Annotated in this window: 14 protein-coding genes and 1 other RNA gene; 7 read left to right on the forward strand and 8 right to left on the reverse strand. The window is 36.4% G+C overall.

The window, feature by feature from the left end:
* The 4 genes from ssrA to RV17_RS11700 form a co-directional block, all read right to left on the reverse strand.
* Positions 1-300: a transfer-messenger RNA gene (ssrA, locus tag RV17_RS11685) on the reverse strand; the annotation flags it as partial.
* Between the two features lie 214 nt (positions 301-514).
* Positions 515-1,282 (reverse strand): MFS transporter, encoded by a 768-nt coding sequence (locus RV17_RS11690; RefSeq protein WP_071869294.1) that lies wholly within the window; start codon positions 1,280-1,282, stop codon positions 515-517.
* A 27-nt stretch (positions 1,283-1,309) separates the two neighbouring features.
* Positions 1,310-1,732 (reverse strand): MarR family winged helix-turn-helix transcriptional regulator, encoded by a 423-nt coding sequence (locus RV17_RS11695; protein WP_067484037.1) that lies wholly within the window; start codon positions 1,730-1,732, stop codon positions 1,310-1,312.
* A gap of 232 nt (positions 1,733-1,964) precedes the next feature.
* Positions 1,965-2,738: a Cof-type HAD-IIB family hydrolase gene (locus RV17_RS11700; protein ID WP_071869295.1), complete on the reverse strand. Its 774-nt coding sequence runs from the start codon at positions 2,736-2,738 to the stop codon at positions 1,965-1,967.
* A gap of 144 nt (positions 2,739-2,882) precedes the next feature.
* On the opposite strand from RV17_RS11700, the gene RV17_RS11705 reads away from it, so the two are divergent.
* From RV17_RS11705 to RV17_RS11715, 3 genes are read left to right on the forward strand one after another with little or no spacing between them, the layout of a single operon-like run.
* On the forward strand, positions 2,883-3,233 hold the full coding sequence (locus RV17_RS11705) for an SdpI family protein (protein WP_067484041.1): 351 nt from the start codon (positions 2,883-2,885) through the stop codon (positions 3,231-3,233).
* On the forward strand, positions 3,214-3,930 hold the full coding sequence (locus RV17_RS11710; protein WP_067484043.1) for a response regulator transcription factor: 717 nt from the start codon (positions 3,214-3,216) through the stop codon (positions 3,928-3,930). The genes RV17_RS11705 and RV17_RS11710 overlap by 20 nt, the downstream gene beginning before the upstream one ends.
* Positions 3,930-5,390 (forward strand): sensor histidine kinase, encoded by a 1,461-nt coding sequence (locus tag RV17_RS11715; RefSeq protein WP_067484045.1) that lies wholly within the window; start codon positions 3,930-3,932, stop codon positions 5,388-5,390. Before RV17_RS11710 ends, RV17_RS11715 begins: the two co-directional genes overlap by 1 nt.
* Positions 5,391-5,483: 93 nt before the next feature.
* Here the strand turns inward: RV17_RS11715 and RV17_RS11720 are convergent, their stop codons facing one another.
* From RV17_RS11720 to RV17_RS11730, 3 genes are all read right to left on the reverse strand, one after another.
* Positions 5,484-5,996: a hypothetical protein gene (locus RV17_RS11720; protein WP_071869296.1), complete on the reverse strand. Its 513-nt coding sequence runs from the start codon at positions 5,994-5,996 to the stop codon at positions 5,484-5,486.
* The gene (locus RV17_RS11725; RefSeq protein WP_071869297.1) at positions 5,980-6,708 is read right to left on the reverse strand and encodes an FtsX-like permease family protein; all 729 of its coding nucleotides are present in this window, start codon (positions 6,706-6,708) and stop codon (positions 5,980-5,982) included. Before RV17_RS11725 ends, RV17_RS11720 begins: the two co-directional genes overlap by 17 nt.
* Before the next feature lie 153 nt (positions 6,709-6,861).
* Entirely contained in the window at positions 6,862-8,994 is a 2,133-nt protein-coding gene (locus tag RV17_RS11730) for an LTA synthase family protein (RefSeq protein ID WP_071869298.1), read from the reverse strand.
* A gap of 237 nt (positions 8,995-9,231) precedes the next feature.
* Between RV17_RS11730 and RV17_RS11735 the strand changes: the two genes are divergently transcribed.
* The 3 genes from RV17_RS11735 (at position 9,232) to ybaK (ending at position 11,726) form a co-directional block, all read left to right on the forward strand.
* A complete protein-coding gene (locus tag RV17_RS11735; protein ID WP_071869299.1) occupies positions 9,232-10,407 on the forward strand; it encodes a class I SAM-dependent rRNA methyltransferase in 1,176 nt (391 codons plus the stop codon).
* Positions 10,408-10,424: 17 nt separating this feature from the next.
* Positions 10,425-11,174, forward strand: coding sequence for a type I 3-dehydroquinate dehydratase (gene aroD / locus RV17_RS11740; protein ID WP_067484056.1), 750 nt, complete (start codon positions 10,425-10,427; stop codon positions 11,172-11,174).
* Between the two features lie 66 nt (positions 11,175-11,240).
* Positions 11,241-11,726, forward strand: coding sequence for a Cys-tRNA(Pro) deacylase (gene ybaK / locus RV17_RS11745; protein ID WP_067484057.1), 486 nt, complete (start codon positions 11,241-11,243; stop codon positions 11,724-11,726).
* A 91-nt stretch (positions 11,727-11,817) separates the two neighbouring features.
* On the opposite strand, the gene RV17_RS11750 is transcribed toward ybaK, so the two are convergent.
* Complete coding sequence (locus RV17_RS11750; RefSeq protein ID WP_140444149.1) at positions 11,818-13,128, reverse strand: BaiN/RdsA family NAD(P)/FAD-dependent oxidoreductase; 1,311 nt, start codon at positions 13,126-13,128, stop codon at positions 11,818-11,820.
* 68 nt (positions 13,129-13,196) lie between these two features.
* Between RV17_RS11750 and gdhA the strand changes: the two genes are divergently transcribed.
* Positions 13,197-14,546, forward strand: coding sequence for an NADP-specific glutamate dehydrogenase (gene gdhA / locus RV17_RS11755; RefSeq protein ID WP_071869301.1), 1,350 nt, complete (start codon positions 13,197-13,199; stop codon positions 14,544-14,546).
* Positions 14,547-14,577 lie beyond the last annotated feature (31 nt).

The following is a 14,577-nucleotide window of genomic DNA, read 5'->3' on the forward strand; positions in this document are numbered from 1 at the left end:
AACTCATTTAAGGTTTCGCTTTACAACTTGCCGAGTGACAGGCATTTTGTATTGCTAGTCTGATGAGCTCTTTTTCAACTTACAGACGGAAAGTTGAAACGTATCCCACTAAAGTTAGGACCCTTACTCGAGCACATGGGCGATACCGAGAGGATCTACGCTAACTGTTTTTAGGCAGCTAAAGCGTAAGAATAGTTTTCGTTTTTAGCAGTTATATTTAACTGTAACGTTTTAACGTAGACGTAACCTACGAAACGCAATTCAAGCTCAAACTGTGCCTGTCGAATCCGTAACGTCCCCGTAAAGTAACAAGGGTTACAGATGCATTACGCACAAAAATAGTATACCACATTTTTATTCATTTTCAATAAAAAAGTATTGGCACTAAAATGCGAGAAGAGTTAATGAAAGGTTCAATCAATTTTATTCGCTGAATCATTTTTAGTTTCATGAAAAAATCTCGAAGCTGTACTACTTGCTTCGAGATTTAGTAACATTTTCTTGAATAAAATGGTCACTTTTTTTCTGATGTTAAACGGAATAGGAGAAGCGGAATAGCAATAGTCAAAACAATACACAAAGCCATTACCCAAGTAATCCCAACATTCATTGATGAAGGAGTTGTCACGATGCTGATCATGATCGTAATTCCGATAGATGCAAACATTTGACGAAGTGTGTTATTCAAAGCCGTTGCTTGGCTGATTTGTGAAGGTTCAATTTCTTTAAAAGCTTCGGTTAGTGACGGTGAAAAAATTAATCCAATTCCTAAGAGACAAAGCGCATAAGTCACGGACAACAAAGCTAAATTGATTTCTACTCGTGAAAGAAAGAAGGGGATAAAGGATACGAGCATCAAAAAGCTGCCAGTTATGATTAATTTCTTTGGTCCATGCTTGTCGTAAATTCGTCCAACAACAATTGAAGAAAAAGCGTTCAAAATGGCTCCTGGTAATAAGATAAGACCAGCAGTTAAGCTATCGACTGAAAGCTGCATTTGGGCAAAGATGGAGACCAGCTGTCCTAACCCAACCAAAATGATGTATGCCAGGATACTAATGCCAGTCATTTTTATAAAAGTGGGTTGTTTCAGTAAATAGATATTGATTAAAGGTTTTTTCATACGTAATTGTCGTTTCAACAAAAGACAGCCAATCAAAAAGCCAAGAATAAAAAGAAAAATTCCTAGAATCAGTCGGCCTTTCATCATACTGATAAATGTTGCTGATAAGATGATGACAGTGATCAATTTTCGGTTTTTTACTAAAAGTTGTTTTTCCATTTTCGATTCAGGTCTCCTTGCGTTTCACTATTCATTAGCATTAAATGCTTCATAAACGAGTTTCAATTGTTCAGTAAACTGTGCTTGATTGATTTCTGGGTGGGCGTGAAAGAACGAAATCCACCATTCTTCCATTTCATTACCAAGTTGTTCTGCAATTTTTTTCCCTTTATCAGTTAAATCAACATGATAGGCACGTGATTCATTGCTTAGTGAGCGGGTAATAATTTCTTCTTTTTCTAAAAACTTCAAGTCTTTTGTTAATAAGCTTGGATCAATTGCCATCCGACGTGCAATATCTTTTTGGATTTGATGAGGATTTTTTAGAGCAAACATAATAATATCTGTTTGTGTTGCCCTTAAAAAGTCAAAACTATTTTGATGGTTCCATGATTTTTTCGTTTGGCGATAAATCGCAGCCAAATATTTACTTAAATTTATTTCATTCATAAAGATCACCTCATAAAATTTTAATGGACATCTCCATAAGTGGATATGTCCATTAAAAGATTTTTTCTTTTTTTGTCAATTTTTTTGATTTTTATATTGATTGGCACCGACTGATTGAATTAGTTAGTGAGAACTCTTACTGCTGTTGTTTTTTCTTAAGAGAAAAAGAAAAAAATCTCAAAACAGTAGTATCTGCTTTGAGATTCGTTACGGATTTTTTATTTTAAAAAAATTAAATTAAGTCAAAATGTTTCAATGCGTGGACGATGCCACCTTCAGTATTTTTCTTAGTTACGAAAGTCGCCAACTCTTTTAGTCCATCGTAGGCATTGCCCATTGCAATTTTATTGTCGCAAGCTTCTAGCAGAGCGAAGTCATTCGGACCATCACCAAATCCAAAAGTTGGGACATTGGTCAATCCTAATTCTTCTTTTAATCGTTTGACGCCAACACCCTTAGAAATTCCTTTTTTCACGGTATCAATTGAATAAGGACCGTTTCGATAAAAAGTTAGTTCAGGAAACTGTTCATGATAATACTCATCGCCACTTTGTGAAAGAATCAAAAGCATGTTGATTGGATTTTGACGAAAGGCAAAAGGATCAATCGGTGGCACTTCAGAATGAATAAAATTATAGGCATCAATCATTAGTTGATTGTGGCCAGTACACCAAATATTTTGGTGATTGTAGTACGAAAGTTCGTGGCCTTGTAACCGCACATGTTCATACATTCTTTGACATTCTTGTTCTGAAAAAAGCTCGGAATGGATTTCTTTTCCATCCACACGAATATAAGAGCCATTCATGGTAACAGCTGAAGTGATTCCAGCATCGTGCATAATCTTTTGGATTTCAATTTCTGTTCTACCTGTGGCAATGACAGGTAAGACATGATTTTCTTTTAAGGCATTCATGGCAGATGCAACTTCTGAGGTGATTGTTGAATGCGCATCCAGCAGTGTTCCATCTAGGTCAAAAAAAGTAATTGCTTGATAGTTTGACACAAAAAAAACTCCTTTATCTTTTCAATAAACCTATCTTAACAAAGAATGAACAAAAGACAAACCTTTCATGAAGAATTATTGAATGTATTGGTTCGCAAGACTATTTGGAGTATACTAGAAAGAGAACTTTTTAGGAGGAAATCAATGATTTTTTTAGTTGTAGGAGTTGCTTTAACGACTATTGGTATTTTCTTTCGCTTATTTCCTTCCAAGGGAAATTTGCCATTGTATGGATACCACTCACCGTTAGCTGCTAAAACAGATGAACTCTGGCAGTTAGCCCAGAAAGTTAGTGGAAAATACTTTATTATTTTCGGCTTGATAATGGCTGCGATTGGCTATTTATTAAAAGTAACAGGAAACACGAATTACTTTTTAATTGAAATGCTGGTATTAGTTTTTCCAATTATGCCGATTTTTATTTTAACGGAAAAAAAATTACAGAAATTTGACCAGAAATCCGGAGGGGATGACTATGAACATTTTAATGATTGAAGATAACCAATCTGTTTCTGAAATGATGCAGATGTTTTTTTTGAATGAAGGCTGGGAGGCAACGTTCAAGTATGATGGGAAAGACGGGCTAGACGCCTTCTTAGAAAATCCTGCACACTGGGACATGATTACACTTGATTTGAATTTACCAACAATGGATGGCATGGTTGTTGGGCGTGAGATTCGGAAAATCTCAAGCACAGTACCTATCATTATGTTGACTGCACGCGATTCAGAGAGCGACCAAGTTATTGGTCTGGAAATGGGGGCAGACGACTACGTAACGAAACCGTTTAGTCCACTGACCTTGATTGCACGAATGAAAGCCTTGCACCGTCGAAGCGAACTTGTCGATGCAAAAGAAGAAACCAGTGAATCAGATAGTCATTTCGACATTCAAACAGAACATTTCAAAATGAATACCAAAACTCGTGAAGCTTATCTAGATGGTCAATTGATTGAAGGTTTGACACCAAAAGAATTTGATCTTTTATTTACTTTAGCGAAAAAACCACGTCAAGTTTTTTCAAGAGAACAGCTATTGGAATTAGTTTGGGATTATCAATATTTTGGTGATGAGCGAACAGTTGATGCACATATCAAAAAACTTCGTCAAAAAATTGAGAAAGTCGGTCCACAAGTAATTCAAACGGTTTGGGGCGTCGGCTATAAGTTTGATGATTCTGGTGTTGCCTAATGCGCTATCTTTATCAACAATTACTTGCTTTTTGTAGTATGATTGCCATGATTATTTTGATTGTCGGGGTTTCATTTACACAATTAACGAAGCAAACGATTGAAGAAAATAATTACCAACAGTTGTTTGGTTATGCTGAATCTGTTGAAAAAACGACACAAACATATGCTGCGAATTTTCCGCAACTGAGTCAAGATCAGGCGTTTCAAAATGCTTTGCTTTTGACAGAACAAGTGCTAACGGAGCAGAATGTTAACTTTATTTTTATTGACAAAAATGAGCGACTTATTTATCCAACAGACGATTCAATGCTGGATTTCACGATTAGTCCAGAGCAATGGAAAAATTTGCGTAACGGAAAGCAACAAAAATTTACCGATCATAAAAATATTTTAGGCCAACAGCAAGCAACTTCTTATGCATTAGTTCCGTTTAATTTGAATCATGAATTTTACGGTGCTTTGGTTGTGAGCCAACCAGCACGAAATATTGATAATAGCGTGCGTTCAGTTACCTTGAATCTTTTCAAGGGGTTTATTTTTTCAAGTATTGTTGCAGTTATTGCTAGTTATGTGTTTGCTGCTTTTCAGGTGAAGCGAATCAATCGTTTACGCAATGCAACAAAAGAAGTGACTAACGGGAATTTTGATGTCCAACTACCTGTTCATGACAAAGATGAATTTGACGAACTTGCAGATGATTTCAATAAGATGACGAATTCACTTAAAGAGTCGCAAGCAGAAATCGAAGAGCAAGAGAATCGGCGACGCCAATTTATGGCAGATGCTGCACATGAGATGCGCACGCCTTTGACGACAATCAATGGATTGCTAGAGGGGCTTGCCTATGATGCGATTCCAGAAAATCAACGAGAGAATGCAATCAAGTTAATGAAAAATGAAACGGAGCGCCTTATTCGATTAGTCAATGAGAATCTGGACTATGAGAAAATTCGGACCGACCAAATTACGATGGTCATCAAGAAATTCAATGGAACAGAAACCTTGAGAAATCTTGTGACACAGCTTGAAGCAAAAGCAGAAGCAGCAGGAGATACACTGATTTTGGAAGCTCAGGAAGAAATTGATGTTTATGCTGACTATGATCGTTTCGTACAGATTATGGTAAATATCATTCAAAATGCGATTCAGTTTACTGAAAATGGTCAAATTACTATCAGTATTGAAAAAGGTTATCTTGAAACGATTATTAAAATCAAAGATACAGGAATCGGTATCTCAGAACAGCAGATGAAAAATATTTGGGAACGCTACTATAAGGTTGATCCATCAAGAAAAAATACTAAGTATGGTGAATCTGGTCTCGGCTTACCCATCGTGCAACAACTAGTTCGTCTGCATAAAGGGAAAATTGAGGTCGAAAGTGAAGAAGGAAAAGGAACAACATTTACTGTCCGACTTCCGGATGTAGAAATCAAAGAAGTGTCTCAAGAAAACTAAACCAAAAGCCAGATGTGGAAATTTCCGCATCTGGCTTTTTTAGTGATCATCAATTAGTAAGTATAGTGGAGTAAAATATGTGAGAAAAATACTTTAGGAAGCATCTTCTAAATGATCGATGTAGGGACTATGGGCAATAGTCGTATTGTTGGTGAACAGCAAAATTGTTTGATTTTTTTGACGAGCTAGTAAGCAAAGAATGTCTAACAATTCTTGTGTTTCTGCAATAGTTAAGTCGTCAAATGCGTCTTCTACAATGATTTGTGTGCGTTTAGCAAGTAAAGAATGTAAGAGTTGCAGTTTGATTTTTTCTAATAAAGAGAGGTCATCTGCTGACTGCTTTTCCCAAGAGGAATCCAGCTTTAATTGTGATTGATAAGCGGAACTGGTTGACTTGATATCTTTACTTGAAATGTCTAGGTAGACATGATCCTTTAACTTTAAATAAGGAAAGACAGGCCAATTTTTTTGAACAATTGTGTAGTTTGGCGAGTCATCTAGCAACAAGTTTTCTTTCCATTCATTAAGTAGTTGTTGTTGCTTTTCTTTAGAACTAAGAATAACAGTTAGACAATTGAAATGAGTCGTATTATTTGGTTGCTCCATGGTGGGTGAACCTCCCTTTTTGCAGTCTTCGAGAAAAATAGATAAATGACAAAATACTTATAAATAAGCTAACGAAAGTCAAAGTGAATAGTGTTTGAACAATTCCTTTAAATGTATCAACAAGTAAAAAATCACTCGTAAAATCAATCTGAAAAAATGCTTCTTGATTGATAGGAATGGTTAATCCACTAATTGAAGAAGGAACAGAAAAGTCAGGAAACTTAAATAAGGTAAGAACAGTTAGGTTGATTCTTTGTAACAGTGTTTCGTAAAGATGCTGGAAACTGATACTCCATAATAGTAAACCTAAGCAAGCAACAGTAATTGGTAAAAACATTTGAGTGTAAACAAAGAAGAATAACTTTTTTTGTGAAAATCCGGTTAAACGCCAGTTCATCAATTCTTGTCGATTTTGTTTCAAAATATGGATAAAAAAGAAGAAAAAACAAATCGCAAAGCAAAGCACAAAGACAAGAATAGCTGATGAATAGAAGTGACTAACGCTATCTAATTGTGGAATCTTTTCTTCTTGACTAGTTGAACTAAAGATAGCTAAACGGTTTTGGATTTGTTTGTGTAAAGTAGTTTGTAAATTATATAAATTAAAAGAGATAAGTAACAAAAAAGCAAAGAAGCTTGAAAATAAAATATATACAATTGTTTGCTTTTTATAATATGCTAAACGCGCAATAGCATAACGGATTATTTTCATACTTTTCACCTCTATTAGAGTATAAAAAATGAATATGAATAAAGTATGAAATTCTTTTTGATAAATTGCGAGTTATTCTGCAAAGAGGTGAGAAACTGTTATTTAAGAGTACAAAAAAGCGTGAGAAGTTAGCTTCTCACGCTTTTTAATCGTTTATTTCTCTGAAGAAGAAGTATCAGTCGTTGGTGTACCATTTATTTCTTGATACGTTTTTGTTTCATAAAGATTAGTTGTTGATTTATTACCGTTTTGACTAAATACGCTGGTTGATTTATCACCTAATTTTTTCTCAATCGCAGTCATTTTTTCTAAACCATTTTTGTAATCATAGTTGGCAGAGTCAATTGGATCAAGATTGCTATTCGTGTAGAAACGGAGTAAATCACCGTTATTGATTTGATCAGAAACAGCTAATTGTTTTGAAACCTCAACTTTCCATTCATCAATTTTTGCTTGAACTTCAGGGGAAGGATCGGTAATGGCTTCACCTGTTGCGTTATCATAAATCGTACCACTGTAGTAAGTGTAAGTTGGTGTAACGAAATCGCCATCACGGAAGCTTACCACTTGGTCATGGTCTTTAGAGAATAAATCTTGTCCAAGTTGGATATAATCTTTGGTGTCAACACCTAGTAAGTGAAGTAACGTTGGTAACGCGTCAACTTGACCTCCATAAGTATGGTTAATCCCGCCATTTGTTTGACCAGGTACATGAATCATGTAAGGGACACGTTGCATTTGTGCGTTATCAAAGTTTGACCAAGTATCACTTGATTTTCCAAGTAGTTCTGCTAAGGTCTTGTTTCTTGAATTGGAAACACCATAGTGGTCACCATATAAAACAATAACAGAATTATCATATAGTCCACTTGACTTCAAATAGTTAAAGAATTCTTCGACTGCTGTATCCAGATAATTCGCAGTTGCGAAGTAGCCGTTAATTGTTTCATCACTGGTTGCTGCCATCGGGAATCCTGCTTCTTCATTAGTAAATTTTGAATAAGGATAGTGGTTTGATACAGCAATGAATTTTGAATAAAATGGCTGTTGCAAATGTTCTAAATACTGAACGGACTGGTCAAAGAATGGCTTATCATGCAACCCGTATTGGAATGAGTTTTCATCGGTTACATCGTAATAAGATGAATCAAAGAAATAATCATAACCAAGATTTTTATACGTCTCATTTCTGTTCCAGAAGGTACCAGAATTTCCGTGGAAAACAGCACTAGTATAATCTTGTGTTTGGCTCAAGATGTCAGGTGCAGCTTGGAAAGTATTTTTTCCACCCAATTGAGTAAAGAGTGATCCTTGGTTTAATCCGAAGAGAGAGTTTTCCATTAATGTTTCAGCATCACTGGTTTTTCCAGCTTTGACTTGATGGAAAAAGTTATCGAAACTATACGTACTATTACTGTGAAACAGGCTATTAAGGAAAGGAGTTACTTCGTGTTCAACGCCTGCTTCATCTTTTAGTTTGTAATCAATCAGGAATTGTTGGAAGCTTTCTAGATGGATATAGATAACGTTTCTACCTTTTGCCACACCAAACATCTCGTCGTTTGGTTCAGCATAGTGTTCCTTAACGTAGTTTTCAACTTCTTTCATATCGTTAGGACTTGCTTCCGCACGAACTTGGTTGGTTTGATAAGTCTGGAAACCATCGTAAGCCATAAAGGCATTAAGACCAAGATATTTAACTAGATAATCACGAGAGAATGTTCTAGTTAATAGTTCTGGGCGATCAGCTTCAGCCAAGAAAAGATTACCAGAAAAAATCATAACTGCTAATGTTGAAATCGCAAATGCCATACGGGCCCGGACAGGACGTTCATCCATTTTGATTTTTTTAGTGACTAATAAAACCGTTAAGATAATAAAATCTATCCAGTACAATAAATCGTAAGGGCGGAACAAGCGAATGGCACTTTCGCCCAAACCACTAGCAACTTTTCCAGCGCCTAAAATAGTATTGATGGTAATAAAGTCTGTAAATTCACGATAGTAAGTGACATTTGAAAACACCCACAAAGTGAGTAAGAAAAAAATCACCATCATCGTGATATACGAAGCTCTTGCCCGTCTCACATACAAAGCAATCCCAAGTAATAACAAAGTAGTCGCAATTGGATTGATAAATAAGATAAAGTATTGCACTCCGCTTTCAATCCCTAAATTGAAATCAATCAAATAGGCGAAAATTGTTTTTAGCCAGACTAAAACAGCTAACAAAGAAAAAAATCCGAGCCGCTTATTTAAAAAAGCGGGCGTTTTTATACGTTTCAAAGTAATCTTCCTTTCTACACTCAAAAAAATAAGAATAAGAGTGTCATAAAACCCATAGTACACAACTTATATATTCTAATCTATTTTACTAGTCGAAGATTTTAGTGTCAATTCTAAGCGATGATTTATGGCAGTTGGTTAAGGGATTCTTTAAGCTTTCTTAGAGGTTTGTGGCTTAAGACAAGCTGTTTGATTTTTGTTATACTGAAGGATGAGAAAGTAAAAGCAGGTGAATGAATGAAAATAAAAGTAAAAAAACGAGCGAGCACTCAATTTAGAAAAGGTTATCCGCTCATTCAAAAAGAAGATTTAGTCGATACGCAAGTGGAAACGACGGAATGGATCGATTTAGTAGATCAACAAAATCAATTTGTGGCAAAAGGCTACTTAGGAAAGCAAAACAAAGGAATTGGTTGGGTATTAAGCCGAGACAACGAAGTATTTGATACAACTTTTTTTGAGAAAAAATTTGTGGTAGCAAAAGCAAAACGCACAACTTATTTTAGTGATGACTTAACAAATGCTTTTCGCTTGTTCAATGGTGAAGGTGATGGCATGGGTGGTTTGATTATTGATTATTATGACCAGTTTGCTGTCTTTTCTTGGTATAACCAAACACTGTACCTTCATCGAGAAAAATTAGTTGAAGCATTTAAAAAAGCATATCCGGAAATTTTAGGTGCGTATGAAAAAATTCGTTTTGATACGCAGGGTCTGCCAGAAAGTCAGTTTATTTATGGAAAAGAAGCACCAGAGCCATTGATTGTAAAAGAAAATGGTGTTCAGTTTGCAACCTATTTAAATGAAGGCTTGATGACAGGAATCTTTTTAGACCAAAAGGAAGTTCGCGGAGCGTTGGTTGATGGATTAGCGTTAGGAAAATCGGTACTAAACATGTTTAGCTATACAGGTGCTTTCTCAGTTGCGGCTGCGATGGGTGGTGCTGTTGAGACAACCAGCGTGGATCTTGCAAAACGGAGCCTGAAAAAAACGCAGGAACAGTTTGAAGTCAATGGTTTAGATCTTGAACAACAAAAAATTATCGTTATGGATGTTTTTGAGTACTTTAAATATGCGAGTCGTAAACAATTGACTTATGATGTCATTGTTTTGGACCCACCTAGTTTTGCCCGCAACAAAAAGAAAGTTTTCCGCGTGGCAAAAAACTATGGCGAATTGGTCAAAGACAGTCTGGAAATTTTAGCAGATGAAGGGGTGCTGATTGCTTCAACAAATGCGGCGAATGTCACGATTCAGCAATTTCAAAAGATGATTGAAGAAGAGTTCATTGCCAAAGGTGTCTCCTATCAACAAATCGGACTTTATCGCTTACCAAATGATTTTCAAACGACAAACGCTTTTCCAGAAGGAGATTACTTAAAGGTATTTGTTTATAAAATCAATCAAATGTAAGAAGGGAGTCGTTACGGATGATCCAAGTGAAAAATTTGCAAATCGGTACTGGTCGACCAAAAGTTTGTGCACCATTAACTGGTGTGACCCAAGAAAAAATCTTAAGTGAAGCACGTCTCGCGCGCGAGGCAGGCGCGGATTTAGTGGAATGGCGTGTCGATTTTTATCAAGAAATCTTGCAATTAGAAAAGGTTCTAGAAACACTAGTCCTTCTTCGACATGAGCTTCAAGGATTACCGTTGCTTTTTACATTTCGCACGCTAGCTGAGGGCGGAAAACAAGATCTATCGATTAGAGAATATCATGATTTGTATGAAACAGTTGTGACTGAACAGTTGGTTGATATGGTAGACATTGAATTGTTTCAGATTGAAAGCTTGGGACGCGGAATGATTGAGCGCATCAAAGATCATCAAATTCCAATCATTATCAGCAATCATGAATTTAAAGAAACACCATCAGATCCTGTTCTGCTTTACCGGCTAAATATGATGGAACATTTTGGAGCTAGCATTGGAAAATTAGCAATGATGCCACAAACAGAACAAGATGTTTTTCGCTTGCTTGAATTGACTAAACGAGCAAGTGCGTTTGTTTCAATCCCGTTGATTACTGTTTCAATGGGAGAAATGGGTAAGTTATCAAGAGTAGCAGGATGCTTAACAGGTTCGGCAGTTACTTTTGGGGCAATTTCAAAAGCGTCTGCTTCGGCCCCAGGACAATTACCTGTGAAAGAACTGCAACAAATAATTAAGAGTTTAGCATGAGTAATCGTATCAACCAACGATGAATGGTATTTGAATTTATCATGCTTGTTGCAATGAGGTGGAAATATGGCAAAGAAAAAACAAGTCAAAACAAATGCAATTCGACTCGTAGAGCAAAAAAAAATTGCGTATACAGAACACGAATATGAATGGGATGAAAATCATTTAGGTGCAACTACGATTTTTGAACAGATTCCTGGGAGTGAGCAACGAATTTTTAAAACATTGGTGGCTGTAGGAAACGTAACTGGTCCACTAGTTGCTGTCATTCCGGGAGAAAATGAAGTAGATTTAAAGAAATTGGCAAAAGTTTCTGGAAATAAAAAAGTAGAAATGCTCCATTTACGTGAGTTAGAAGCAACTACTGGTTATATTCGTGGTGGCTGTTCACCAATCGGAATGAAAAAACTATTTCCAACTTATCTTGATCAAATTGCGGAAAATTATGAACAAATCATTATTTCCGCTGGCAAAAGAGGACTGCAGATGGAGTTAGCTCCACAAGCAATCTGCCAACTGACAAATGGAAAATTTGTCGATATCAGAGCATAAAAACATCCCCTTCAAGTTAGTATCCAGTTTAACTTGAAGGGGATTTTTTTTATAAGTAACCAATGAATAATTTAAGTGGACTAGTAATATTTTAAATGGCCTGGGCTTGTTGACCGGCATTCATACCAGAAACATGACCCGTAGCAAAAGCCGCAGTGATATTGAAGCCACCAGTATAGCCGTTGACATCGAGTAATTCACCCGCAAAATATAATCCAGCTACCAGTTTACTTTCTAAGGTCTTGGGATTAATTTCTTTTAAGGAAACACCACCGCCAGTTACAAAAGATTTTTCTATCGGGAAAGTTTTGTTTATCAAGAGATGAAATTCTTTACATAATTGGACAAAGTCTTGAATTTGTTTCTCCGACGTTTGTTGACCCGTTTGTTGTTCCAAATTCAGATGACTTAAATAAAAAGTTAGTAGTCGTTCAGGTAAAAAGCCGTGCCAAGTATTGACCAACGTTTTTTTCGATTGACGACTCTTAGCAGTTAGTTCTCGGATCAAGTCATGACTTGATCGAGTTGGGAAACAATCTAGAGAAATTGTAACTGGCTCGCCCGTTTTCTTTAATTCTTGATTGATAAAACTTGAGCAACGTAAGGCAGCAGGCCCTGAAATGCCAAAGTGTGTGAAAAGTAAATCCATAATGTGCTCAGTAATTACTCGTCCCTTTTTATTCAAGACACTTAAAGAAATATCTTGTAAAGACAATCCTTGTAATGTTTTTTCTTGAATAAAAGGTTCTTCGGAAATCAAGGGAGATTCCGTCGCGTATAATGGGGTAATTGTATGACCAACTTTTTTTACCATTTTGTAGCCATCTCCAGTTGAGCCAGTTGATGGATAAGTTCGTCCACCTGTTGTTAAAATCACACAAGGGGCTTGGAATTCTTCAAATTCTGTTCGAATGCCGTAGACTTGTCCGCTATTGTGTACCAATTTTTCAACTTTTGTACCAAAAAGGAGTGTGACGCCAAGTTCATTTAGACGAGTAATCAACGCTTCAATGATTGTTTTTGATTTATTTGTAACAGGAAACATTCGGCCATGGTCTTCTTCTTTTAAATGCACGCCTTGTGTTTCAAAAAAGTTCATGATATCAAAGTTATCAAATTGTGAAAAAGTACTATATAAAAATTTTCCGTTTCCGGGAATATGTGCGATTAAATCTTCCACTGGTCGATTGTTTGTGACATTACAACGCCCACCGCCAGTCATTAGCAATTTTTTTCCAGCTTTTTTATTTTTTTCAACTAATAGCACCTTGGCACCTTGTTCTGCGGCACTAATAGCTGCCATCATTCCACTGGTACCAGCGCCGACAACGATTACATCGTAGTTTGTTTCCATTCGCTTCACCTCACAAGTGAGTGTAGCATATTTCGAAAATAAACGCAGAAAAATTTTTGAGCCGGGACTGAAAATAAGCTAAAATAAAAATTAGCTAATCGAAGGAGTGTGACACAATGACAAATGCAAAAAAATATGTCCAAACGATTCAAGAGAAACTACATCAACAAGATCGTGGAGAAGTCGAATTTTTACAAGCAATTGATGAAGTACTTCCAACAGTTACGCATTTTTTAGAAAACCATCCTGAATACATCGAACAAAATATTTTAGGAATTCTAGTAGAACCTGAACGAATCATTCAATTCCGAGTGCCTTGGCAAGATGATCAAGGGAATTGGTGTGTGAACCGAGGATATCGGATTCAATACAATTCAGCCTTGGGTCCATATAAAGGTGGGTTAAGATTTCACCCAAGTGTTAACTTGAGTATTTTAAAATTCTTAGCTTTTGAACAAATTTTTAAAAATAGTCTGACTGGTCTTCCAATTGGTGGCGGAAAAGGTGGTAGTGATTTCGATCCTAAAGGAAAATCGGACGGTGAAATCATGCGTTTTTGTCAAAGTTTCATGCTGGAGCTTTCAAAACATATTGGGCCTTCTTTAGATGTTCCTGCTGGCGACATTGGTGTTGGTGGAAGAGAAATTGGTTATTTGTTTGGTGCATATAAACGAATCAAACAATATGATGCAGGTGTGTTGACAGGAAAACCTTTGAATTTTTGGGGAAGTAAAGTTCGTACAGAAGCAACGGGGTATGGATTAGTTTATTTTGTTAAACACTTGTTAGCTCAAGAGCAAGATTCATTTACAGATAAAACAGTTTTTGTATCTGGGAGCGGAAATGTTGCAATCTATGCAATTGAAAAAGCGCAAGCACTTGGAGCGAAAGTGGTGACTTGTTCCGACTCAAGTGGCTTTATTTATGATCCAACAGGTATTGACTTAGAATTATTGAAAGAAGTGAAAGAAAAAAAACGTCAACGTTTAACTGAGTATGCAGCTCAAAAGACATCTGCTGTTTATCATGAAGGAAAATCGGTATGGTCGTTAGAAGAAGCATGTGCTATTGCTTTGCCATGTGCGACACAAAATGAAATCTCAGGTGACTTAGCAGAAATCTTAGTAAAAAATGGCGTACAAATTGTAGCAGAAGGGGCAAACATGCCAGCAACAGTAGAAGCTGTCACTGTTTTTCATGATGCAGGAGTTTGGTATTGCCCAGGAAAAGCTGCAAATGCGGGTGGAGTTGCAGTTTCTGCCTTAGAAATGAGCCAAAACTCTCAACGTTTAACTTGGGAAAGTGAGCAAGTAGATCAACAATTAGACGAAATCATGCAAACAATTTATGAAACATGTCGTCAAACTGCTGCTGAGTATGATGAAGAAAAAAATCTATTACTTGGTGCGAACATTGCCGGTTTTGCAAAGGTTGCGGAAGCAATGTCTGCACAAGGATTGGTCTAAATGTGAAATTTTCTTGTAAATATTGAAAGGT

This window comes from Enterococcus thailandicus, from assembly GCF_001886265.1.
Classification (GTDB): Bacteria; Bacillota; Bacilli; order Lactobacillales; family Enterococcaceae; genus Enterococcus_B; species Enterococcus_B thailandicus.

Bases quoted from the DNA above. Each gene is read 5' to 3' on its own strand.
- RV17_RS11690 (WP_071869294.1), bottom strand. From the start codon at position 1,282: ATGGAAAAACAACTTTTAGTAAAAAACCGAAAATTGATCACTGTCATC.
- RV17_RS11695 (WP_067484037.1), bottom strand. From the start codon at position 1,732: ATGAATGAAATAAATTTAAGTAAATATTTGGCTGCGATTTATCGCCAA.
- RV17_RS11705 (WP_067484041.1), top strand. From the start codon at position 2,883: ATGATTTTTTTAGTTGTAGGAGTTGCTTTAACGACTATTGGTATTTTC.
- RV17_RS11710 (WP_067484043.1), top strand. From the start codon at position 3,214: ATGAACATTTTAATGATTGAAGATAACCAATCTGTTTCTGAAATGATG.
- RV17_RS11715 (WP_067484045.1), top strand. From the start codon at position 3,930: ATGCGCTATCTTTATCAACAATTACTTGCTTTTTGTAGTATGATTGCC.
- RV17_RS11720 (WP_071869296.1), bottom strand. From the start codon at position 5,996: ATGGAGCAACCAAATAATACGACTCATTTCAATTGTCTAACTGTTATT.
- RV17_RS11725 (WP_071869297.1), bottom strand. From the start codon at position 6,708: ATGAAAATAATCCGTTATGCTATTGCGCGTTTAGCATATTATAAAAAG.
- RV17_RS11735 (WP_071869299.1), top strand. From the start codon at position 9,232: ATGAAAATAAAAGTAAAAAAACGAGCGAGCACTCAATTTAGAAAAGGT.
- aroD (WP_067484056.1), top strand. From the start codon at position 10,425: ATGATCCAAGTGAAAAATTTGCAAATCGGTACTGGTCGACCAAAAGTT.
- ybaK (WP_067484057.1), top strand. From the start codon at position 11,241: ATGGCAAAGAAAAAACAAGTCAAAACAAATGCAATTCGACTCGTAGAG.
- gdhA (WP_071869301.1), top strand. From the start codon at position 13,197: ATGACAAATGCAAAAAAATATGTCCAAACGATTCAAGAGAAACTACAT.